This is a genomic window from Halomonas sp. I1 (assembly GCF_032334135.1).
Lineage (GTDB): Bacteria > Pseudomonadota > Gammaproteobacteria > Pseudomonadales > Halomonadaceae > Halomonas.
Genome location: NZ_JAVXUS010000006.1, coordinates 1 through 22,459 on the forward strand (window position 1 = coordinate 1; position 22,459 = coordinate 22,459).

The window sequence follows — 22,459 nt, forward strand, 5'->3', positions numbered from 1 at the left end:
GGTACTAATGGCCCGTGAGGCTTGACCATATAACACCCAAGGAGTCTGGATGACAGACGACGCCGGGTACGCGAGAGACGTATTGTCAGCAGGGTTACATTGACTTTTTTCGCCTGACGACCATAGCGAGTGGGCACCACCTGATCCCATGCCGAACTCAGCAGTGAAACCGCTCAGCGCCGATGGTAGTGTGGGAGTTCCCATGCGAGAGTAGGTCATCGTCAGGCACTTACATCAAAAAAATCCCCCGGGCCTTCCCGGGGGATTTTTTTATGTCCGAACGAACAGCCCGTGGTGCAGGTAGCGGTAAGGCGAATTTCCGGCATTGGGTCTGTTCCGATAGAATGTGGGTTTTCCTTGGTTGGGGCCTGTGCATGACCATCGGAGACCTGATCCGCTTGCTGAGCGATGGCGAGTTCCATTCCGGCGAACAGCTTGGGGAACGGCTGGGTGTTTCCCGGGCGGCGGTGTGGAAGCAGTTGCGTAAACTCGAGTCGCTGGGCATTTCCATGGAGGCGGTGAAGGGGCAGGGGTATCGCCTTGCTGAACCCCTGGAACTGCTCGATGGTCGTGCCATTGTGGCGGGGTTGCCGCGAGAGGCCAGGCGTTGTGTAACGCGTTTGTTCGTCGAGGAGGTGCTGCCTTCGAGCAATCAGTACCTTCGCGAGCGTTTCGAGCAGGGAGCCGGCCATGGCGAGGTTTGCCTGGTCGAGCAACAGAGTGCTGGCAAGGGGCGCCGTGGGCGGACCTGGGTGACCCCCTGGGGGCGTACCCTCATGCTGTCGGTGGGATGGCGCTTCGAGTCCGGCATCGCTGCCCTGGAGGGGTTGAGCCTGGCTGTCGGTGTCGCGTTGTCCCGCGTGCTGGAATCGCACGGTGTGGCACCGCTGCTCAAGTGGCCCAATGATGTGCTGTTGGAGACGTCGGAAGGCGCACTAGGCAAGCTGGCCGGCATCCTGGTGGAGATGAGCGGTGATGCGGCTGGCCCCTGTGAAGTCGTGATAGGTATCGGCATCAATGTCGACCTGTCCGCTGCGTTCCGAGAGGGTATCGAGCAACCGGTGTCTGCGGTCCGCGACCAGGCGCCGGATCTTGCGCGTAACCAATTGGCTATCGAGCTGCTCGCTCAGTTGATGCCGCTGCTGGCCGATTTCGAGCACCAGGGGTTTGCGGCTTGGCAGAGCGCATGGAATGCCCGTCATGCCTTTGCGGAGCGGGAGGTGGAGGTCATTCTGGGGGACCGGCGCGAAATTGCCATCGCCGAGCAGGTGGATGCATCGGGCAACCTGTGGGTCAGGCAGTCTTCCGACCGATGGAAGCTCTCTGGAGGCGAGATCAGCGTGCGGGGCCGTGTATGATTCTCGATCTGGATATCGGGAATACGCTATCGAAGTGGCGGCTCAAGGATGCCGACAGCAGTGAGATACGCTCTCGCGGTGCGGTCTGGACCCGTGAAGAATGGCGTCCGGGGGCGGATATCCCGGACCTGGATGTGGTCGAATCGGTGCGCATCTCCAGCGTGGCCCGCCAGGCAGTGCTTGCCCGAACGGTGACCCTGTTGAGACACCGGGTCGGTGGCGTGCATGTGGCCCGCTCCACGCCCGAGGCGCTGGGTGTGACCAATGGTTATGAAGACCCCGTGCGCCTGGGCGTCGATCGCTGGATGGGCGTACTGGCGGGCTACCAGCTGGCGGGCGGATGCTGTTCGGTGGATTGTGGTAGTGCCATCACCATGGACTTCGTGCTGCCTGGTGGCCGACACCTCGGCGGGTATATTCTGCCTGGGCTGCGCCTGATGAAGGAGAGTCTCCAGCTTGGCACCCGCAACGTGGCCATAGATCCGGACAGTGAGGCCGATGAGTTGCTGGAGCCGGGTGTGCGTACTGTCGAGGCGGTCAATCATGGTATCTACATGGCGGCGGTAAGCGCGGTGAATCGCATCTACAGCGAGGTGTGTGACCGACAGGGCGTCGCATTGCCGCTTCTGGTGACCGGCGGGGATGCCCGTGTCGTCTCCCGAGGTATTCAGGCCCCCCATGCCGTATGGCCCGACATGGTCTATGGCGGACTCGAGGCTTGCTTTCCCTTGACGGCGGCCGAGCGTGCCGGGCGAATGTCGGGGGCGCCAGTGGTGCCACGGCCGGTGGCGCTGGAAAAGATTCGCGCCGGCCTTGCATTCTCCATGCTGCTTTGACAGAATGCGTCGCGTTCCGGAGCGGCAATCCCCTGTGGGTAGGGATGTCCCGTCAGGATGATTGAGAAAACAATCACTTGACACGGAGAGCTGGAGCTGTAAAATGCTCCGCCAGTTGGAGGGGTTCCCGAGTGGCCAAAGGGAGCAGACTGTAAATCTGCCGCGAAAGCTTCGGAGGTTCGAATCCTCCTCCCTCCACCAGGTTTCTGCCGTGCTCGCCGGGCGAGAATGGCGCAAGAGTGGGCAGGCGGGCATAGTTCAATGGTAGAACCTCAGCCTTCCAAGCTGATGATGCGGGTTCGATCCCCGCTGCCCGCTCCAGTTTTTGGCATTTGATGCCGATTGTTAGTGCTCATGTAGCTCAGGGGTAGAGCACACCCTTGGTAAGGGTGAGGTCGACGGTTCAAATCCGTCCATGAGCTCCATTGCGAAAAGGCGAGCGAGCGCTCGCCTTTTCTTTTTCTCTCGGGAGTGAGCGTGCCGGGAGGGGTTGCCAGGCGAGAAGGCTTTCGCTATCATGGCGCCCGCTGTCGCTCGGGGTCGCTGCAAAGGCGGGCCTTGAAGGCATACAGGCCAGTAGCTCAATTGGCAGAGCAGCGGTCTCCAAAACCGCAGGTTGGGGGTTCGAGTCCCTCCTGGCCTGCCAGTCTTCCCCAGGCTGGCAATATCCCGTATACTGTCTTGTTTTCGATTGCTGCCCCTGAGGAGTCTCGTGGTCATGAAACATAACGCCGAGGTGCAGGAGTCGCGCCACGACGGGCTCAAGTGGGCGGTTGTCGTTGTTCTGTTGGTTCTGGCCGTGGTCGGCAATACATACTTTGCCGACATGGCTCTACTTTATCGTGTGCTCGGTGTCGTCGCGCTCAGCGTGGTGGCGGCGCTGGTGGCGTTGACCACCACGAAGGGGCGCGAGCTGCTCGAGCTGGCCCGCAATGCGAAGAAAGAGATTCAGCGCGTTGTCTGGCCGACTCGTCCCGAAACCATCCAGACGACCGCCATCGTGCTGGTCGCCGTGCTGGTGGTGGGGCTGATGCTGTGGCTCATCGACACGCTTCTTGGCTGGGCGATGTCCGGCGTCATTGGTTAGGAGTCCGCATGTCCAAGCGTTGGTACGTCGTACACGCCTATTCCGGCTTCGAGAAGCATGTCATGCGCTCGCTCAACGAGCGCGTGAAGCTGTATGGCATGGAAGATCGCTTCGGCGAGATTCTGGTGCCGACCGAAGAAGTCGTCGAAGTGCGTGACGGCAAACGCCGCAAGAGCGAGCGCAAGTTCTATCCCGGCTACGTCCTGGTCGAGATGGAAATGGCCGATGAGACTTGGCATCTGGTCAATGAAACCCCGCGTGTCATGGGGTTCATCGGTGGTACCAAGGAAAAGCCAGCACCCATCACGCAGCGTGAGGCGGACGCCATCCTGAGTCGTGTCAAGGATGGCACCGAGCAGCCGCGGCCGAAGACCATGTTCGAGCCGGGGCAGTCGGTGCGTGTCATCGATGGGCCTTTCGCCGATTTCAATGGTGTGGTCGAGGAAGTCAATTACGACAAGAGCCGCCTGCAGGTCAGCGTGCTCATCTTCGGTCGCTCCACGCCCGTCGAGCTGGAATTCGCTCAGGTCGAGAAAGAGTGACCCGAGCATGAACGTGGCGGTCGCCGTGGCGGCCGCTTGATCCGGGGAGCCGCAAGGCGTTACTACCCATCTGGAGATTTATCATGGCCAAGAAAGTACAGGCTTACATCAAGCTGCAGGTCGCAGCTGGTAAGGCCAATCCGAGCCCCCCCGTGGGTCCCGCGCTGGGTCAGCACGGCGTCAATATCATGGAATTCTGCAAGGCCTTCAACGCCGAAACGCAGAATCTCGAACCGGGTCTGCCGACGCCGGTCGTCATTACCGTGTATTCCGACCGCAGTTTCACCTTCGTCACCAAGACGCCGCCCGCGGCCGTCCTGCTGAAGAAGGCGGCTGGTATCAAGTCCGGCTCTGGTGAGCCGAACAAGAACAAGGTCGGTACCGTGACCCGTGAACAACTCGAAGAGATCGCCCAGGCCAAGGAGCCGGATCTGACGGCCGCCGATCTCGACGCCGCGGTGCGCACTATCGCTGGTAGCGCCCGTAGCATGGGCCTGAACGTGGAGGGTCTCTGATCATGGCCAAGCTGACCAAGCGTGCAAAGCTGTTCCGTGAAAAGGTCGACCCGAGCAAGGCGTACAGCCTGGATGAGGCCGTCGAGCTGCTTTCCGAACTGTCCACGGTGAAGTTCAAGGAATCTGTCGACGTTGCCATCAACCTGGGTGTCGATCCGCGCAAATCCGACCAGGTCGTGCGTGGCGCTACCGTCATGCCCAATGGTACTGGCAAGGACGTGCGTGTTGCCGTCTTTACCCAGGGCGCCAACGCCGATGCCGCCAAGGAAGCCGGTGCCGATATCATCGGCATGGACGACCTGGCCGAGCAGGTCAAGAAAGGCCAGCTCGATTTCGACGTGGTCATCGCCTCGCCGGATGCCATGCGTGTCGTCGGCCAGCTGGGCCAGATCCTCGGTCCGCGCGGCCTGATGCCGAACCCCAAAGTCGGCACTGTGACGCCTGACGTCGCGACCGCGGTCAAGAATGCCAAGGCCGGCCAGGTGCGCTTCCGTACCGACAAGAATGGCATCATCCACACCACGCTGGGCAAGGTCGACTTCGATGCAGCTGCCATCCGGGGCAACCTGGAAGCACTGATCGCCGATCTGAAGAAGCTCAAGCCGAGCACGTCCAAGGGTGTGTATTTCAAGAAGGTCTCCCTGTCCACCACCATGGGCCCGGGTGTGACCGTCGACCATTCCGCGCTGGTCTGAAGCGCGGCGCAGTAACAGGCAAGAAACTTTGCGGTCCCCGTGTGCTGTTTCGACAAGAGCCGGCGGGGCACCGTCAAAGACCGCAGGTGCCGCTTCTGCACGAAGCGGCTTAATCATCCTCCATGGAGGCCTGCGCAGATGGTGTGGCCGCCAGTCAGCTGGTGAGCACCATCACCCAGGACCCTCGTCGCTTGCGGCGAGGGAGATGGTAACCACCGGAACGCTCTTGTGAGGTTCCGGCACGAAGGAGTGATCACTGTGCCACTAGCACTTGAAGGCAAGAAAGCGATCGTTGCCGAGGTCAGTGAAGCGGCCAAGGATGCTCTCTCCGTCGTTGTTGCCGATTCTCGTGGTGTCTCGGTCGGCAAGATGACCGACCTGCGCAAGCAGGCTCGCGAGAATGGCGTGCAGATCCGTGTTGTGCGCAACACTCTGGCACGCCGCGCCCTGGAGGGCACTCAGTGGGAGTGCCTGAATGAAAGCTTCGTGGGTCCGACCCTGCTGGCCTTCTCCACCGATCATCCGGGCGCCGCCGCTCGTTTGTTCAAGGAGTTCGGCAAGTCAGAGAAGAACTTCGAAGTCAAGGCGCTGGCCTACGAAGGCGAGTTCATTCCGGCAAGCGATCTCGATCGCCTGGCAACCCTGCCGACCCATGACGAGGCCATCGCCAAGCTGATGTCCGTCATGAAGGAAGCGTCCGCCGGCAAGTTGGTTCGTACCCTTGCTGCGCTGCGTGACCAGAAGCAGGAAGAAGCCGCCTGAGCCAAGAGCTCGGGCGCGTCATGCGAATCGAACATTGAATCACCGAGTCGTCGAATCATCGAGGCTCCCGCAAAGTTAGGAACGTGAAAATGGCACTGACCCAAGAAGACATCATCAACGCCGTCGCCGACATGTCCGTGATGGAAGTCGCCGAGCTCATCGAAGCGATGGAAGAGAAGTTCGGCGTGTCCGCCGCTGCTGCTGTCGTGGCCGGCCCGGGTGGTGGCGAAGCCGCTGCCGAGGAAGAGCAGACCGAGTTCGACCTGGTGCTGACTGGCGCCGGCGAGAAGAAGGTCAACGTCATCAAGGCCGTCCGCGAGATCACCGGCCTTGGCCTGAAGGAAGCCAAGGGCGCCGTCGATGGCGTGCCGGCGACCCTGAAGGAAGGCATGTCCAAGGAAGATGCCGAAGAAGCCAAGACCAAGCTGGAAGAAGCCGGCGCTTCCGTGGAGCTCAAGTAACCCTTGGGCCTACGGCTTTACGCGCGGCGTAAGCTTGTACGGCTGGTGGCGGTACACCCGCTGCCGGCCTTTTTCTGTTGTCGCTAACCGGTGCTCCTTAGGAGCGCCGGTTGGCCGAATTCCGATGGCGAGCCTCTTCCGGGGGCTCGCCGTCAGCGCCTGACGGAGCCGACCCCGTCGGGTGGCGCCGACACGCATCGGTCACCCATGGTGAACAAGCTGGGGAATACAGATGGCTTACTCATACACTGAGAAAAAACGCATCCGCAAGGATTTCGGCAAACTGCCCCAAGTGATGGATGTGCCTTACCTGCTGGCCATCCAGCTTGATTCCTATTACGACTTTCTCCAGCAGGACCGCTCACCCGAAGAACGTCTCGACGTCGGCCTGCATGCCGCTTTCCGCTCCGTCTTCCCGATCGAGAGCTTCTCCGGCAACGCCGCTCTGGAATACGTCAGCTACCGTTTCGGCACGCCGGCGTTCGACGTCAAGGAATGTCAACTGCGTGGCGTCACCTACTCGGCCCCCTTGCGCGTCAAGGTTCGCCTGATCATCTACGACAAGGATTCGTCGAACAAGGCAATCAAGGACATCAAGGAGCAGGAAGTCTACATGGGGGAGATCCCCCTGATGACCGAGAACGGTACCTTCGTCGTCAATGGTACCGAGCGAGTCATCGTCTCGCAGCTGCACCGTAGTCCGGGTGTCTTCTTCGACCATGACAAGGGCAAGAGTCACTCCTCCGGCAAGCTGCTGTATTCCGCCCGGGTCATTCCCTACCGCGGTTCCTGGCTGGACTTCGAGTTCGATCCCAAGGACAACGTCTTCGTGCGCATCGATCGTCGCCGCAAGCTGCCGGCAACCGTTCTGATGCGCGCGCTGGGCATGAGCGCCGAGGAGATCCTCGACGAGTTCTTCGAGACCAGCACCTTCCACATCGAGAAATCCGGCTTCTCCGTGGACCTGGTGCCGTCGCGCCTGCGCGGCGAAACCGCGACCTTCGACATCAAGGACGGTGATGGCAATGTCATCGTCGAAGAAGGGCGTCGTGTTACCCAGAAGCATATTCGCCAGCTCGAGAAGAGCGGCCTCGAGCGCCTCGAAGTGCCGATGGACTATCTGTTCGGCAAAACCCTGGCGAAGGATCAGGTCAACCCCAACACGGGGGAGCTGATCTGTCCCTGCAACACCGCGATCACGCCCGAGCTGCTGGAAAGCCTGGGGCAGGCCGGCATCACCACGATCGAGACGCTCTACACCAATGACCTCGATTGCGGCCCGTTCATCTCCGATACGCTCAGGCTGGATACCACCGGTTCCCAGCTAGAGGCGCTGGTCGAGATCTATCGCATGATGCGTCCCGGTGAGCCGCCCACCAAGGAGGCCGCCGAGACGCTGTTCAACAACCTGTTCTTCACCGAAGACCGCTATGACCTGTCCGGTGTCGGTCGCATGAAGTTCAACCGCCGCCTGCGTCGTGATGCCGACACGGGATCCGGGGTGCTCGATCAGCGGGATATCCTCGATGTGCTGGGTGAGTTGATCAACATCCGTAACGGTTTCGGCGACGTCGACGACATCGACCACCTGGGTAACCGCCGCATTCGCTGCGTCGGCGAGATGGCCGAGAACCAGTTCCGCGTCGGCCTGGTGCGCGTCGAGCGTGCCGTCAAGGAACGCCTCTCCATGGCCGAGAGCGAAGGCCTGATGCCGCAGGATCTGATCAACGCCAAGCCGGTGGCCGCGGCGGTGAAGGAGTTCTTCGGCTCCTCCCAGCTGTCGCAGTTCATGGACCAGAACAACCCGCTGTCCGAGGTGACCCACAAGCGCCGCGTCTCCGCCCTCGGCCCGGGTGGCCTGACCCGCGAGCGGGCCGGCTTCGAGGTGCGCGACGTTCACGCCACCCACTATGGCCGCCTGTGCCCGATCGAGACACCGGAAGGTCCGAACATCGGCCTGATCAACTCGCTGGCCACTTACAGTCACACCAATAGCTACGGCTTCCTCGAGACGCCGTATCGCAAGGTGACGGACAGCCAGGTGACCGACGATGTGGTACACCTCTCCGCGATCGAGGAGGGCGACTTCGTCATCGCCCAGGCCTCGGCCACCGTGGACGAGAGCGGCCGCCTGGTCGACGATCTGGTGCAGGTCCGCCACCGTGGCGAAACGACCTTCATGCGCCCCGAGCAGGTCACCCTGATGGACGTCTCGCCGCGTCAGGTGGTGTCCGTGGCGGCGGCATTGATTCCGTTCCTCGAGCACGATGACGCCAACCGCGCCCTGATGGGGGCGAACATGCAGCGTCAGGCCGTTCCGACCCTGCGTGCCGAGAAGCCGCTAGTGGGGACCGGCATGGAGCGTTTCGTGGCGCGCGACTCCGGCGTCTGCGCCGTGGCGCGTCGTGGCGGGGTGATCGACTCGGTCGATGCCAAGCGTATCGTGGTGCGGGTCAACGAAGATGAGATCATCGGCGGCGAAGCCGGTGTCGATATCTATAACCTGACCAAGTACCTGCGTTCCAACCAGAACACCTGCCAGAACCAGCGTCCGATCGTGCGTACGGGCGATGCGGTAGCACGCGGGGACATCCTGGCCGACGGCCCGTCCGTCGACATGGGCGACCTGGCGCTGGGTCAGAACATGCGCATCGCCTTCATGCCGTGGAACGGTTACAACTTCGAGGACTCCATCCTGCTCTCCGAGCGGGCCGTCCAGGAGGACCGTTTCACGTCGATTCATATCCAGGAGCTGACCTGCGTCTCCCGCGACACCAAGCTGGGTGCCGAAGAGATTTCCTCGGATATCCCCAACGTGGGTGAGTCGGCGCTGTCCAAGCTGGATGAGGCCGGTGTGGTCTACATTGGTGCCGAGGTCGGCCCGGGCGACATCCTGGTCGGCAAGGTCACGCCCAAGGGCGAGACTCAGCTGACACCGGAAGAGAAGCTGCTGCGCGCGATCTTCGGCGAGAAGGCGTCCGATGTGAAGGACACCTCTCTGCGTGCGCCGACCGGCATGAAGGGCACGGTCATCGATGTCCAGGTGTTCACCCGCGATGGTGTGGAGAAGGATTCCCGGGCACTGTCCATCGAGCAGATGCAGCTCGATGAGGTGCGCAAGGATCTTCAGGAAACCTATCGTATCGCCGAGGACGCCACCTTCGAACGCCTCAAGCGGACCCTGTCCGGCCAGGCGGTCAACGGTGGGCCCAAGCTCAAGAAGGGCGACGTGCTCTCCGACGAGTACCTCGAGGAGTTGCCGCGCCAGCAGTGGTTCAAGCTACGCATGCAGGACGAGTCGCTCAATGAACTGCTGGCCCAGGCCGACGAGCAGCTCGAGAATCGTCGCAAGGAAATGGACGAGCGTTTCGAGGACAAGAAGCGCAAGCTCACCCAGGGCGACGACCTGGCCCCCGGCGTGTTGAAGATCGTCAAGGTCTACCTGGCCGTGAAGCGTCGCATGCAACCGGGCGACAAGATGGCCGGCCGCCACGGCAACAAGGGTGTCATCTCGGCGATCATGCCGATTGAGGACATGCCCTTCGATGACAATGGCGAGTCCATCGACCTGATCCTCAACCCGTTGGGTGTGCCATCGCGGATGAACGTCGGGCAGATTCTCGAGACCCACCTGGGTATGGCGGCCCGTGGCCTCGGCGTCAGGATCGAGGAGATGCTGCGTGAAGCTCGGGACCAGCAGGTCGGCGAGATCCGTGAGTTCCTGGGGCAGGTCTACAATACAGCCAGCAGCACCCGGGTCGAAGAGCTGGATTCGCTGTCCGATGACGAAGTCATCGCCCTGGCGAAGAACCTCAAGGCGGGCGTGCCGATGGCCACGCCGGTCTTCGATGGCGCCCGCGAGCATGAAATCAAGCACCTGCTGGACCTTGGCGGTCTGCCCGAGTCCGGTCAGATGACACTCTACGATGGCCGGACCGGCGAAGCCTTCGACCGCCCGGTCACCGTGGGCTACATGTACATGCTCAAGCTCAACCACCTGGTGGATGACAAGATGCATGCGCGTTCCACCGGTTCTTACTCGCTGGTCACCCAGCAGCCGCTGGGTGGCAAGGCGCAGTTCGGTGGTCAGCGTTTCGGAGAGATGGAGGTCTGGGCCCTGGAAGCTTACGGCGCCGCCTACACCCTCCAGGAGATGCTCACCGTCAAGTCCGACGACGTGGAGGGCCGCACCAAGATGTACAAGAGCATCGTGGATGGCGACCATGCCATGCAGGCGGGCATGCCGGAATCCTTCAACGTGCTGGTGAAGGAGATCCGCTCGCTGGGTATCGACATCGAACTGGAGAGCTGAGGCTGCCGTAACGGCGCTTCGCAGTATGACGGTCCGCGGGGGCGTGTGCGCCCCCGCCCATGACAACTCCGCAACGGAGCCGACCCATGAAAGATTTGGTGAAAGTCCTCAAATCGCAGTCTCAGTCCGACGAGTTCGACGCGATCAAGATTACCCTGGCGTCGCCGGACATGATTCGCAGCTGGTCCTTCGGCGAGGTCAAGAAACCCGAGACCATCAATTACCGTACCTTCAAGCCGGAACGCGATGGCCTGTTCTGTGCCAAGATCTTCGGTCCGGTGAAGGATTACGAGTGCCTGTGCGGCAAGTACAAGCGCATGAAGCACCGTGGCATCATCTGCGAGAAGTGCGGCGTCGAGGTCACCAAGGCCGCCGTTCGTCGTGAGCGGATGGGCCACATCGAGCTGGCCAGCCCGGTCGCTCACATCTGGTTCCTCAAGTCGCTGCCGTCGCGCATCGGCATGTTCCTGGACATGACCCTGCGCGATATCGAGCGTGTGCTCTATTTCGAGAGCTTCATGGTCGTCGACCCCGGCATGACCACGCTCGAGCGTGGCCAGCTGCTCAATGACGAACAGTATTTCGAGGCACTCGAAGAGTTCGGCGACGACTTCGACGCCCGCATGGGCGCCGAGGCGGTGCAGGCCATGCTCAAGGACATCGATCTCGATGAAGAGATCGAACGTCTGCGCGAGGAGATTCCGCAGACCAACTCCGAAACCAAGATCAAGAAGCTGTCCAAGCGCCTCAAGCTGCTGGAAGCCTTCCAGGGCTCCGGCAATGATCCGGCCTGGATGATCATGGAAGTGCTGCCGGTGCTGCCCCCGGACCTGCGTCCGCTGGTGCCGCTGGATGGCGGTCGTTTCGCGACCTCGGATCTCAACGACCTCTACCGTCGCGTGATCAACCGTAACAACCGCCTCAAGCGTCTGCTCGATCTCAATGCGCCGGACATCATCGTGCGCAACGAGAAACGCATGCTGCAGGAAGCGGTCGACGCCCTGCTCGACAACGGTCGTCGCGGTCGGGCCATTACAGGGTCGAATAAACGGCCTCTCAAGTCCCTGGCCGACATGATCAAGGGCAAGCAGGGCCGCTTCCGCCAGAACCTGCTCGGCAAGCGTGTCGACTACTCAGGCCGCTCGGTCATCACTGTCGGTCCGACCCTGCGTCTGCACCAGTGCGGCCTGCCGAAGAAGATGGCGCTGGAGCTGTTCAAGCCGTTCATCTATTCCAAGCTGCAGGCCAGCGGCCAGGCGTCCACCATCAAGGCCGCCAAGAAGATGGTCGAGCGCGAGCTGCCCGAGGTCTGGGACATCCTGGCCGATGTCATCCGTGAGCATCCAGTGCTGCTCAACCGGGCACCGACGCTTCACCGCCTGGGCATCCAGGCCTTCGAGCCGCTGCTCATCGAGGGCAAGGCCATCCAGCTTCACCCGTTGGTCTGCGCCGCCTACAACGCCGATTTCGACGGTGACCAGATGGCGGTTCACGTGCCGCTGACCCTGGAGGCCCAGCTCGAATCGCGTGCCCTGATGATGGCCACCAACAATGTGCTGTCACCGGCCAACGGCGAGCCGATCATCGTACCGTCCCAGGACGTGGTGCTCGGGCTGTACTACATGACCCGCGAGCGCATCAACGACAAGGGCGAGGGCATGGTGTTCTCCGGCCTGGACGAGGTCGAGCGCGCTTTCGGCACCCAGAGCGTTTCTCTGCACGCCCGTATCAAGGTGCGTCTCGACGAGGTCATCATCGAGGAAGAGGGCGCCGAGAAGACCTACAGTCGCAAGATCTACGACACCACCGTGGGTCGCGCACTGCTGTACCGGATTCTGCCCGAAGGAGCCCCCTTCTCGCTGGTCGACCAGCCGATGAAGAAGAAGGCGATCTCCAAGCTGATCAACGAAGTCTATCGTCGTGCTGGTCTCAAGCCCGCGGTGATCTTCGCCGACCAGTTGATGTATACCGGCTTCCGCATGGCCACCTGGTCCGGCGCTTCCATCGGCGTCAATGACTTCGTCATCCCGGATGCGAAGGCGGAAATCGTCGAAGGTGCCGAGGAAGAGGTCAAGGAAATCGAGGATCAGTTCTCCTCCGGTCTCGTGACCGCGGGCGAGAAGTACAACAAGGTCATCGATATCTGGGCGCGCGCCAACGACCAGGTCGCCAAGGCGATGATGACCGGCATCTCGAAGGAAAGCGTGATCGACCGTGAGGGCAATGAGGTCGAGCAGGACTCCTTCAACAGCGTCTTCATCATGGCCGATTCCGGGGCCCGGGGCAGCGCGGCGCAGATCCGTCAGCTGGCCGGCATGCGTGGCCTGATGGCCAAGCCGGATGGTTCGATCATCGAGACGCCGATCGTTGCCAACTTCCGTGAAGGCCTGAACGTTCTGCAGTACTTCATCTCGACCCACGGGGCGCGCAAGGGCCTGGCGGATACGGCACTCAAGACCGCCAACTCCGGTTACCTGACCCGCCGCCTGGTCGACGTGGCGCAGGACATGGTCATCACCGAGGCGGATTGTGACACCGAGAATGGCCTGACCCTGCACCCGGTCATCGAGGGCGGCGATATCATCGTTTCCCTGGCGCAGCGCGTGCTGGGTCGTGTGGTGGCTCAGGATGTCGTCGACCCGAACACCGAAGAGGTCCTGATTCCGCGCGGCACACTGCTCGACGAGAAATGGTGTGCAGAGCTCGACACCATGGGTGTCGACGAGATCGTGGTGCGCTCGACCATCACCTGTGGTACCAGCCACGGTGTCTGCTCGGCCTGCTATGGCCGCGATCTGGCGCGGGGCCATCAGGTCAACGTCGGCGAGTCCGTGGGCGTCATCGCCGCCCAGTCCATCGGCGAGCCCGGTACCCAGCTGACCATGCGGACCTTCCACATCGGCGGCGCGGCCTCTCGTGCTTCCGCCGTGGACAGCGTTCAGGTCAAGCACGGCGGCAAGGTCCGGCTGCACAACATCAAGCACGTCGAGCGCGCCGATGGCAAGCTGGTGGTGGTGTCCCGCTCCAGTGCCCTGGCCGTCGCTGATGGACATGGTCGTGAGCGCGAGTACTACAAGCTGCCCTACGGTGCCGAACTGTCGGTCAAGGATGGTGATGAGGTCGAGGCTGGCCAGGCCGTGGCCAAGTGGGATCCGCACACCCACCCGATCGTCGCCGAGGCCGAAGGTCAGGTGCAGTACGCCGATATGGATGAGGGCGTCACCATCCACCGCAGCGTGGACGAGATGACCGGCCTGTCGTCCATCGAAGTGATCGAGTCGGCGGCACGCCCGATGGCCGGCCGCGACAAGCGCCCGATGATCCTGCTCGCCGATGAAGCCGGCAAGCCGGTGACGGTGACGGGTTCCGACACCCCGGTGCAATACCTGCTGCCCGGCAAGGCGGTGGTGACCGTGGACAACGGCTCGCGCATCGGTGTCGGTGAGGTCGTCGCCCGGATCCCGGTCGAAGCCACCGGCAACAAGGACATCACGGGTGGTCTGCCGCGCGTTGCCGACCTGTTCGAAGCGCGCAAGCCCAAGGAACCGGCGATCCTCGCCGAGGTCAGCGGTGCCATCAGCTTCGGCAAGGAGACCAAGGGCAAGCGTCGCCTGACGATTACCCCCGAGGATGGCGAGCCGTTCGAGATGCTGATCCCGAAATGGCGTCAGATCGCGGTCTTCGAAGGCGAAACCGTCGAGAAAGGCGAGGTCATCTCGGATGGGCCGAGCAATCCGCACGATATCCTGCGCTTGCTGGGCATCGCCGAGCTGGCCAAGTACATCGTCGCCGAGGTGCAGGATGTCTACCGCCTCCAGGGCGTGGGCATCAATGACAAGCACATCGAGGTGATCGTGCGTCAGATGCTGCGCAAGGTGGAGGTCACCGACGCCGGCGACTCCGACTTCATTCCGGGCGACCAGGTCGAACTGGTGCGCGTGCTCGAAGAGAACGCCCGCCTGGCGAAAGAGGACAAGTTCCCGGCCAAGTACCAGCGCCTGCTGCTGGGTATCACCAAGGCCAGCCTGGCGACCGAGTCGTTCATCTCCGCGGCTTCCTTCCAGGAGACCACGCGGGTGTTGACCGAAGCGGCGGTCACCGGCAAGCGCGATTATCTGCGCGGCCTGAAGGAGAACGTCGTGGTGGGGCGTCTGATTCCGGCCGGTACCGGCTTGACGCACCACGCGGAGCGGCGCCGCAAGCGGGAAGATGCGGAGCGACTGCTCCACCCGTCTGCCCAGGACGTCGAACAGGAGCTGGGGGCACAGCTCACGGCGCTGGACTCGGACGACGACGATATCTGATGCGGCCACCATCGGCGTGGCGCCCGTGTGACGGGCGCCACGCTTGACGGGCAGCCGTTTCAGCCATTAGAATGCGCAGCCTTTAACAGTGGGGCGGGTGCGCTCGCACCATTGGTAAAGCGCGCAAGACAGGAAGCGAACGGCTACTCGCTTCCGCCAAGGCAACCCATTTGGAGCAATAAATGGCAACGATCAATCAGCTCGTGCGCAAGCCGCGCAAGCGCCAGGCCGCCAAGAGCGACGTGCCGGCGCTGCAGGCTTGCCCGCAGAAGCGCGGCGTCTGCACCCGCGTTTATACCACCACACCGAAGAAGCCGAACTCGGCCCTGCGTAAGGTCTGCCGTGTGCGCCTGACCAACGGCTATGAGGTGGCTTCCTACATCGGTGGTGAAGGCCACAACCTTCAGGAGCACTCCGTGGTCCTGATTCGTGGCGGCCGGGTCAAGGACCTTCCGGGTGTCCGTTATCACACCGTGCGCGGTGCTCTGGATACCTCCGGCGTTCAGAATCGTAAGCAGGGCCGTTCCAAGTACGGCACCAAGCGTCCGAAGGCCTGATCGAGGCGTTCGACGCAGCGGCTACGGCCACCGAAAGTTTCATAGTCACGGTCTGATAAGAGTAAGGTCGAGCGCCATTGCGTCGTCTCGGGTTTACCTGAAGGACCCTTCGAACGAGGGCTTATCATGCCTAGAAGAAGAGTTGCGGCCAAGCGCGAGATTCTGCCGGATCCGAAGTTCGGATCCGAGCGCCTGGCGAAGTTCATGAACCACCTGATGATCAGCGGCAAGAAGTCCGTAGCTGAGCGTATCGTCTATGGTGCGCTGGACAGGGTTGCCGAGCGTAGCAAGGAAGAGCCGCTGGAGATCTTCGACAAGGCGCTGGAAACCATTCAGCCCATGGTCGAGGTCAAGTCTCGTCGTGTCGGCGGGGCGACCTATCAGGTGCCGGTCGAAGTGCGCCCGTCCCGCCGTCAGGCGCTGGCCATGCGCTGGATGGTGGATGCCGCTCGTCGCCGCGGCGAGAAGACCATGGTGCAGCGTCTGGCTGGCGAGATGCTGGATGCCGCCGAAGGCAAGGGTTCGGCCGTCAAGAAGCGTGAGGACGTGCATCGTATGGCAGAGGCCAACAAGGCCTTCTCTCACTATCGGTTCTAAGTTCAGCGCTTCTAAACCGCATCGCCAACCAACGGGAGTTACATCGTGGCTCGCAAGACTCCGCTCAAGCGTTACCGCAATATCGGTATCGTAGCCCACGTCGACGCCGGTAAGACGACTACTACCGAGCGTATCCTGTTCTATACCGGCCTTTCTCACAAGGTCGGCGAAGTCCATGATGGTGCCGCCACCATGGACTGGATGCAGCAGGAGCAGGAGCGTGGTATCACCATCACCTCCGCGGCGACCACCTGCTTTTGGCAGGGCATGGACAAGCAGTTCGATGAGCACCGCATCAACATCATCGATACCCCGGGACACGTCGATTTCACCATCGAGGTGGAGCGTTCCCTGCGCGTGCTCGACGGCGCGGTGGTGGTGCTGTGCGGCAGCTCCGGCGTGCAGCCCCAGACCGAGACCGTCTGGCGTCAGGCCAACAAGTACGAAGTGCCGCGCATGGTGTTCGTCAACAAGATGGACCGCGCCGGTGCCGACTACTTCATGGTGCTCGACCAGCTCAAGAGCAAGCTGGGCGCCAATGTCGTGCCGATCCAGCTCAACTGGGGCGCTGAAGACGAGTTCAAGGGCGTCATCGATCTCATCCGCATGAAGGCCATCCAGTGGGATGAAGGCAACTTCGGGATGAACTACGAGTTGGTCGATATTCCGGCCGACCTGGCAGAGACCGCTCAGAAGTATCGCGAGCAGATGGTCGAGTCTGCCGCCGAGGCGTCCGAAGAGCTGATGGACAAGTATCTCGAAGAAGGGGATCTGTCCGAGGAAGACATCAAGGCTGGTCTGCGTCGCCGCACTCTCGATAACGAGATCGTGCTGGTCACCTGTGGCTCCGCGTTCAAGAACAAGGGCGTGCAGGCGGTGCTGGATGGCGTGATCGAGTACATGCCGTCGCCCACCGAGGTCAAGGCCATCGAAGGTGAGCTGGACGACAAGGACGGTACCGTCGCGACCCGTGAGGCCGACGACAGTGCGCCCTTTGCCGCCCTGGCCTTCAAGATCGCCACTGACCCCTTCGTCGGTACCCTGACCTTCATTCGCGTCTACTCCGGCGTGTTGAAGTCGGGCGACAGCGTCTACAACTCCGTCAAGGAGAAGAAGGAGCGTGTCGGCCGTATCGTCCAGATGCACTCCAACTCCCGCGAGGAGATCAAGGAAGTGCTGGCCGGCGATATCGCCGCCTGCATCGGCCTGAAGGATGTCACCACCGGCGACACCCTGTGTGACCTGACCGACAAGATCGTTCTGGAGCGCATGGAATTCCCGGATCCGGTGATTTCCGTGGCGGTCGAGCCGAAGTCCAAGCCTGACCAGGAAAAGATGGGCACGGCGCTGGGCAAGCTGGCTCAGGAAGATCCGTCCTTCCAGGTCAAGACCGACGAAGAGACGGGCCAGACCATCATCTCCGGCATGGGCGAGCTGCACCTCGACATCATCGTCGATCGCCTGCGTCGCGAGTTCAAGGTCGATGCCAATATCGGCAAGCCGCAGGTGGCGTACCGCGAGACCATTCGCCACAGCGTCGAGCAGGAAGGCAAGTTCGTCCGTCAGTCCGGTGGCCGCGGTCAGTATGGTCATGTGCACCTGCGCATCGAGCCGTTGACGGCCGAGGACAAGGGCGACGACGAAGACATGCACTTCAAGTTCGCTTCTGAAATCGTCGGCGGCGTGGTTCCGAAGGAATACGTGCCCGCTGTCGAGAAGGGAGCCTATGAGCAGCTCCAGAACGGTGTCATCGCGGGCTACCCGATGATTGACGTCAAGGTTACGCTGTTCGACGGTTCCTACCATGACGTGGACTCGAACGAGACCGCGTTCAAGGTCGCCTCTTCCATGGCGATCAAGGAAGGCGCACCCAAGGCCAAGGCCGTGTTGCTCGAGCCGGTGATGAAGGTCGAAGTCGTGACACCCGAGGAGTTCATGGGGGATGTCATGGGTGACCTGAACCGCCGCCGAGGCCTGGTTCAGGGGATGGATGACACGCCCGCCGGGAAGGTCATCCGCGCCACCGTTCCGCTGGCTGAGATGTTCGGTTACGCAACAGACCTGCGTTCTCAAAGCCAGGGCCGCGCAAGCTACACCATGGAGTTTGCGGATTACGAAGAGGCGCCGTCCAGCGTCGTTGAAGCCGTCATCAATCAGAACGGTTAACCGTTAGCTAACGTAAAGAGGTCATAGCAGTGGCTAAGGAAAAATTCGAACGTTCCAAAACGCACGTCAACGTCGGCACCATCGGTCACGTCGACCATGGCAAGACCACGCTGACTGCGGCCCTGACTCGTGTGTCCGCGGAAGTCTTCGGCGGTGATGCCCGTGCGTTCGACTCCATCGACAACGCACCGGAAGAGCGCGAGCGCGGTATTACCATCGCCACCGCTCACGTCGAGTATCAGTCCGAAGAGCGTCACTACGCTCACGTCGACTGCCCGGGGCACGCCGACTACGTCAAGAACATGATCACCGGTGCCGCCCAGATGGACGGTGCTATCCTGGTCTGTTCTGCCGCCGACGGCCCCATGCCGCAGACTCGCGAGCACATCCTGCTGTCTCGCCAGGTCGGCGTGCCGACCATCGTCGTGTTCCTGAACAAGGCCGACATGGTCGACGACGAAGAGCTGCTCGAGCTGGTCGAAATGGAAGTCCGCGAACTCCTCAACGAGTACGACTTCCCGGGCGACGACTGCCCGATCATCACCGGTTCCGCCCTGATGGCGCTGGAAGGCAAGGATGACAACGGCATGGGTACCACCGCCGTTGCCAACCTGATCAAGGCTCTGGACGCCTACATCCCGGAGCCGGAGCGTGCCATCGATCAGCCGTTCCTGATGCCGATCGAGGACGTCTTCTCCATCTCTGGTCGCGGTACCGTGGTCACCGGTCGTGTCGAGCGCGGTGTCGTCAAGGCTGGCGAGGAAGTCGAGATCGTCGGTATCCGTGATACCGCCAAGACCACCGTTACCGGTGTCGAGATGTTCCGCAAGCTGCTCGACGAAGGTCGTGCCGGCGAGAACATCGGCGCCCTGCTGCGTGGCACCAAGCGTGACGACGTCGAGCGTGGCCAGGTCCTGGCCAAGCCGGGCACCATTACGCCGCACACCAAGTTCGAGGCCGAGGTCTACGTTCTGTCCAAGGACGAGGGTGGTCGTCACACGCCGTTCTTCAAGGGCTATCGTCCGCAGTTCTACTTCCGTACCACCGACATCACCGGTACCTGTGAACTGCCGGAAGGCGTCGAGATGGTCATGCCGGGCGACAACGTCAAGATGGTCGTCAGCCTGATCGCTCCGGTCGCCATGGATGACGGCCTGCGCTTCGCCGTTCGCGAAGGCGGTCGTACCGTCGGCGCCGGTGTCGTGGCCAAGATCATCGAGTAAGCGCTACGCTTCTCGCTCGATCGAAGGGGGCTCCGGAAGGGGCCCCTTTCTGCGCACCGTGATGAGGGTTTGACTCTCGTTTTTGGTGCGCCTATAATGCGCATCCTTTGAATGCGTGGGTTGACGGCTCGCGCCGTCAAGATCCATTGGAGTTTAGGGCAAATGCAGAACCAGAAGATTCGCATTCGGTTGAAGGCTTTCGACCATCGCCTGATCGACCAGTCCGCTGCGGAGATCGTGGATACCGCCAAGCGTACCGGCGCCCAGGTCCGGGGTCCGATCCCTCTGCCGACCAATCGCGAGCGCTATACCGTGCTGATCTCGCCGCACGTGAACAAGGATGCTCGTGACCAGTACGAGATTCGTACGCACAAGCGGGTGCTCGATATCGTCGAGCCCACCGAGAAAACCGTTGACGCCCTGATGAAGCTCGACCTCGCCGCTGGCGTGGACGTGCAGATCAAGCTCGACTGATACCACACTAGACACTCGCGGCCCAGCGTTCCTCACACGAATCATCGAGGTCCAGCAGCCGCCACGCCGGGATGGCGTCACACAACGTGCTAGTGGAATGCTCTGGAAAGGGCAGCCATAGCGGGTGATAGCCCCGTACACTAAAGGAGACTAAGCATGACTATCGGTTTGGTCGGTAAAAAGGCCGGGATGACCCGTGTCTTTACCGAGGACGGTGCCTCCGTGCCCGTGACCGTTATCGAGGTTGAGCCCAACCGCGTGACGCGTGTGAAGTCCGTCGACTCCGACGGTTACGCTGCGGTTCAGGTGACAACCGGCTCCCGCAAGGCCAAGCATCTGTCGAAAGCCCAGGCTGGGGAATTCGCCAAGGCAGGTGTCGAGGCCGGTCGTTCGCTGATGGAGTTCCGCCTGGACGAAGGCGCCGAGGCTCCGGAAGTGGGCGGCGAGCTCACCGTATCCCTCTTCGAAGCTGGTCAACGTGTCGACGTGACCGGTACCTCCAAGGGTAAGGGTTATCAAGGCGCCGTGAAGCGCTGGAATTTCCGTACCCAGGACAATAGCCACGGTAACTCCCTGGCCCACCGTGCACCGGGTTCCATCGGCATGTGCCAGACCCCGGGTCGCGTATTCAAGGGCAAGAAGATGGCCGGTCAGATGGGCAACGCCCGCTGCACCGTTCAGACCCTGGAAGTCGTCCGTGTCGATGCCGAGCGCAATCTGCTGCTGATCAAGGGTGCCGTACCCGGTGCCACCGGCAGCGATGTCATCGTGCGCAGCACCGTCAAAGCAGGCTGAGGGGAGTTAACCGATGAATCTGAATCTTGCAGGCGCCGGTGCCGGCACCGTCGAAGTGTCCGACGCTACCTTCGCCAAAGAATTCAACGAAGCGCTCGTGCATCAGGTTGTCACCGCCTATCTGGCCGGTGGTCGCCAGGGCACTCGCGCCCAGAAGAACCGCTCCGATGTGCGTGGCGGCGGCAAGAAGCCGTGGCGCCAGAAGGGCACCGGTCGTGCCCGTGCCGGCACCATTCGCTCGCCGATCTGGCGTGCCGGTGGCGTGACCTTTGCGGCCCGTCCGCAGGACCACGCTCAGAAGGTCAATCGCAAGATGTATCGTGCGGCCATGCGTTCGATCCTGTCCGAGCTGGTTCGTCAGGAGCGCCTGGTGGCCGTCGATGCCTTCGGCGTCGAGAGCCCCAAGACCAAGCAGCTGGTCGCCAAGCTCGGTGAGCTGGGTCTGGAGAAGGTGCTGATCGTCACCGAAGAGGTTGACGAGAACCTCTACCTCGCCGCCCGCAACATCCCCAACGTGGATGTGGTGGACGTCGCCGCCGCCGACCCGGTGAGCCTGGTCGCCTTCGACAAGGTACTGGCCACCGTCTCCGCTCTGCGCAAATTCGAGGAGAAGCTGGCATGAACCAGGAACGTGTATTCAAGGTGCTGCTGGGTCCGCACGTGACCGAGAAGGCCGCCATGGCCGCCGAGCGCAACCAGTACGTGTTCAAGGTGGCGGACGACGCGACCAAGCCCGAGATCAAGGTCGCCGTACAGGAACTGTTCGGCAAGAAGGTTGACCGCGTTCAGGTGCTGAACATCAAGGGCAAGACCAAGCGCAGCGCGAACGGTCTCGGTCAGCGCAAGGGTTATCGCAAGGCGTACGTGACACTGGCCGCCGGCGAAACGCTTGAAGACTTCTCTGGCGCCGAATAAGGGCAGGAGTACGGATCATGGCAATCGTCAAGACTAAACCCACATCCGCCGGTCGTCGCCACGTCGTCAAGATCGTCGGCGAGGAACTGTACAAGGGCCGCGCCTACGCGCCGCTGCTCGAGAAACAGTCCAAGTCCGGTGGGCGTAACAACAACGGTCGTATCACCACCCGCCACGTGGGCGGTGGGCACCGTCAGCATTATCGGATCATCGATTTCAAGCGCACCAAGGATGGCGTTCCGGCCATCGTCGAGCGTCTGGAACACGATCCGAATCGCAGTGCTCATATCGCGCTGCTCAAGTACCTGGACGGCGAGCGTCGTTACATCATCGCCCCGCGCGGCGTGAGTGCCGGCGACCGTCTCGAGTCCGGCGTCAACGCGCCGATCAAGAAGGGCAACGCCCTGCCGCTGCGCAACATCCCGCTGGGTTCCACCGTGCATTGCATCGAGCTCAAGCCCGGCAAGGGTGCTCAGATCGCGCGCAGTGCCGGTACCAGTGCGCAGCTGGTCGCCCGTGAAGGCAACTACGCCACCCTGCGTCTGCGCTCCGGCGAGATGCGCAAGGTGCTGGCCGAGTGCCGTGCGACCCTGGGTGAAGTGAGCAACACCGAGCACAGCCTGCGTCAGCTTGGCAAGGCCGGTGCGAAGCGCTGGAGAGGTGTGCGCCCGTCTGTTCGCGGTGTGGCCATGAACCCGGTGGATCACCCCCATGGTGGTGGTGAAGGCCGCTCCAGCGGTGGTCGTCATCCGGTGTCTCCGTGGGGTATCCCCACCAAGGGCCACAAGACCCGCAAGAACAAGCGCACCGACAAGCTGATCGTCCGTCGCCGCAAGGCCCGGAAGTAAGATCCAACGCCA

At 62.0% G+C, this 22,459-nt stretch carries 19 protein-coding genes, 4 tRNA genes and 1 rRNA gene; all 24 read left to right on the plus strand.

The features are described from left to right. Nucleotides 1–112 precede the first annotated feature (112 nt). The 24 genes from rrf (at nt 113) to rplB (ending at nt 22,447) form a co-directional block, all read left to right on the plus strand. Nucleotides 113–227, plus strand: a 5S ribosomal RNA gene (gene rrf / locus RSO41_RS08785). Between the two features lie 147 nt (nt 228–374). Beyond that, on the plus strand, nt 375–1,358 hold the full coding sequence (locus RSO41_RS08790) for a biotin--[acetyl-CoA-carboxylase] ligase (protein ID WP_315618743.1): 984 nt from the start codon (nt 375–377) through the stop codon (nt 1,356–1,358). Continuing rightward, the gene (locus RSO41_RS08795; RefSeq protein WP_315618744.1) at nt 1,355–2,194 is read left to right on the plus strand and encodes a type III pantothenate kinase; all 840 of its coding nucleotides are present in this window, start codon (nt 1,355–1,357) and stop codon (nt 2,192–2,194) included. The genes RSO41_RS08790 and RSO41_RS08795 overlap by 4 nt, the downstream gene beginning before the upstream one ends. A 117-nt stretch (nt 2,195–2,311) precedes the next feature. Further along, nucleotides 2,312–2,395, plus strand: a tRNA-Tyr gene (locus RSO41_RS08800). Nucleotides 2,396–2,441: 46 nt separating this feature from the next. Next, nucleotides 2,442–2,515 (plus strand) — tRNA-Gly (locus RSO41_RS08805). 29 nt (nt 2,516–2,544) lie between these two features. Then, nucleotides 2,545–2,619: transfer RNA gene (locus RSO41_RS08810), tRNA-Thr, on the plus strand. 145 nt (nt 2,620–2,764) lie between these two features. Next, nucleotides 2,765–2,840, plus strand: a tRNA-Trp gene (locus RSO41_RS08815). A 72-nt stretch (nt 2,841–2,912) separates the two neighbouring features. Next, entirely contained in the window at nt 2,913–3,281 is a 369-nt protein-coding gene (secE, locus tag RSO41_RS08820) for a preprotein translocase subunit SecE (RefSeq protein ID WP_315618745.1), read from the plus strand. 8 nt (nt 3,282–3,289) lie between these two features. Continuing rightward, nucleotides 3,290–3,823: a transcription termination/antitermination protein NusG gene (gene nusG, locus RSO41_RS08825; RefSeq protein ID WP_315618746.1), complete on the plus strand. Its 534-nt coding sequence runs from the start codon at nt 3,290–3,292 to the stop codon at nt 3,821–3,823. A gap of 83 nt (nt 3,824–3,906) precedes the next feature. Next, nucleotides 3,907–4,338: a 50S ribosomal protein L11 gene (gene rplK / locus RSO41_RS08830; protein ID WP_149322629.1), complete on the plus strand. Its 432-nt coding sequence runs from the start codon at nt 3,907–3,909 to the stop codon at nt 4,336–4,338. 2 nt (nt 4,339–4,340) lie between these two features. Beyond that, the gene (gene rplA / locus RSO41_RS08835) at nt 4,341–5,033 is read left to right on the plus strand and encodes a 50S ribosomal protein L1 (RefSeq protein ID WP_315618747.1); all 693 of its coding nucleotides are present in this window, start codon (nt 4,341–4,343) and stop codon (nt 5,031–5,033) included. Between the two features lie 258 nt (nt 5,034–5,291). Further along, a complete protein-coding gene (gene rplJ / locus RSO41_RS08840; RefSeq protein WP_315618748.1) occupies nt 5,292–5,795 on the plus strand; it encodes a 50S ribosomal protein L10 in 504 nt (167 codons plus the stop codon). An 89-nt stretch (nt 5,796–5,884) separates the two neighbouring features. Next, nucleotides 5,885–6,256: a 50S ribosomal protein L7/L12 gene (gene rplL / locus RSO41_RS08845; RefSeq protein WP_275288026.1), complete on the plus strand. Its 372-nt coding sequence runs from the start codon at nt 5,885–5,887 to the stop codon at nt 6,254–6,256. A gap of 232 nt (nt 6,257–6,488) precedes the next feature. Further along, nucleotides 6,489–10,568, plus strand: coding sequence for a DNA-directed RNA polymerase subunit beta (rpoB, locus tag RSO41_RS08850; RefSeq protein ID WP_315618749.1), 4,080 nt, complete (start codon nt 6,489–6,491; stop codon nt 10,566–10,568). 86 nt (nt 10,569–10,654) lie between these two features. Continuing rightward, on the plus strand, nt 10,655–14,872 hold the full coding sequence (gene rpoC / locus RSO41_RS08855) for a DNA-directed RNA polymerase subunit beta' (RefSeq protein WP_315618750.1): 4,218 nt from the start codon (nt 10,655–10,657) through the stop codon (nt 14,870–14,872). 182 nt (nt 14,873–15,054) lie between these two features. After that, nucleotides 15,055–15,429, plus strand: coding sequence for a 30S ribosomal protein S12 (gene rpsL, locus RSO41_RS08860; RefSeq protein WP_013330988.1), 375 nt, complete (start codon nt 15,055–15,057; stop codon nt 15,427–15,429). Between the two features lie 126 nt (nt 15,430–15,555). Further along, nucleotides 15,556–16,026 carry a 30S ribosomal protein S7 gene (gene rpsG / locus RSO41_RS08865; protein ID WP_013330989.1) on the plus strand — a complete coding sequence of 157 codons (471 nt, stop codon included), beginning with the start codon at nt 15,556–15,558 and terminating at the stop codon, nt 16,024–16,026. A 45-nt stretch (nt 16,027–16,071) separates the two neighbouring features. Next, nucleotides 16,072–18,192, plus strand: coding sequence for an elongation factor G (fusA, locus tag RSO41_RS08870; RefSeq protein ID WP_315618751.1), 2,121 nt, complete (start codon nt 16,072–16,074; stop codon nt 18,190–18,192). A gap of 29 nt (nt 18,193–18,221) precedes the next feature. Further along, on the plus strand, nt 18,222–19,415 hold the full coding sequence (gene tuf / locus RSO41_RS08875) for an elongation factor Tu (RefSeq protein ID WP_275288022.1): 1,194 nt from the start codon (nt 18,222–18,224) through the stop codon (nt 19,413–19,415). 162 nt (nt 19,416–19,577) lie between these two features. Continuing rightward, nucleotides 19,578–19,889: a 30S ribosomal protein S10 gene (gene rpsJ, locus RSO41_RS08880; protein ID WP_010626466.1), complete on the plus strand. Its 312-nt coding sequence runs from the start codon at nt 19,578–19,580 to the stop codon at nt 19,887–19,889. A 156-nt stretch (nt 19,890–20,045) separates the two neighbouring features. Further along, on the plus strand, nt 20,046–20,684 hold the full coding sequence (rplC, locus tag RSO41_RS08885) for a 50S ribosomal protein L3 (protein ID WP_275288021.1): 639 nt from the start codon (nt 20,046–20,048) through the stop codon (nt 20,682–20,684). Nucleotides 20,685–20,697: 13 nt separating this feature from the next. Continuing rightward, entirely contained in the window at nt 20,698–21,306 is a 609-nt protein-coding gene (gene rplD, locus RSO41_RS08890) for a 50S ribosomal protein L4 (RefSeq protein WP_275288020.1), read from the plus strand. After that, nucleotides 21,303–21,599: a 50S ribosomal protein L23 gene (gene rplW / locus RSO41_RS08895; RefSeq protein WP_013330994.1), complete on the plus strand. Its 297-nt coding sequence runs from the start codon at nt 21,303–21,305 to the stop codon at nt 21,597–21,599. Before rplD ends, rplW begins: the two co-directional genes overlap by 4 nt. Nucleotides 21,600–21,616: 17 nt before the next feature. Next, nucleotides 21,617–22,447 carry a 50S ribosomal protein L2 gene (rplB, locus tag RSO41_RS08900; protein WP_275288019.1) on the plus strand — a complete coding sequence of 277 codons (831 nt, stop codon included), beginning with the start codon at nt 21,617–21,619 and terminating at the stop codon, nt 22,445–22,447. Nucleotides 22,448–22,459 lie beyond the last annotated feature (12 nt).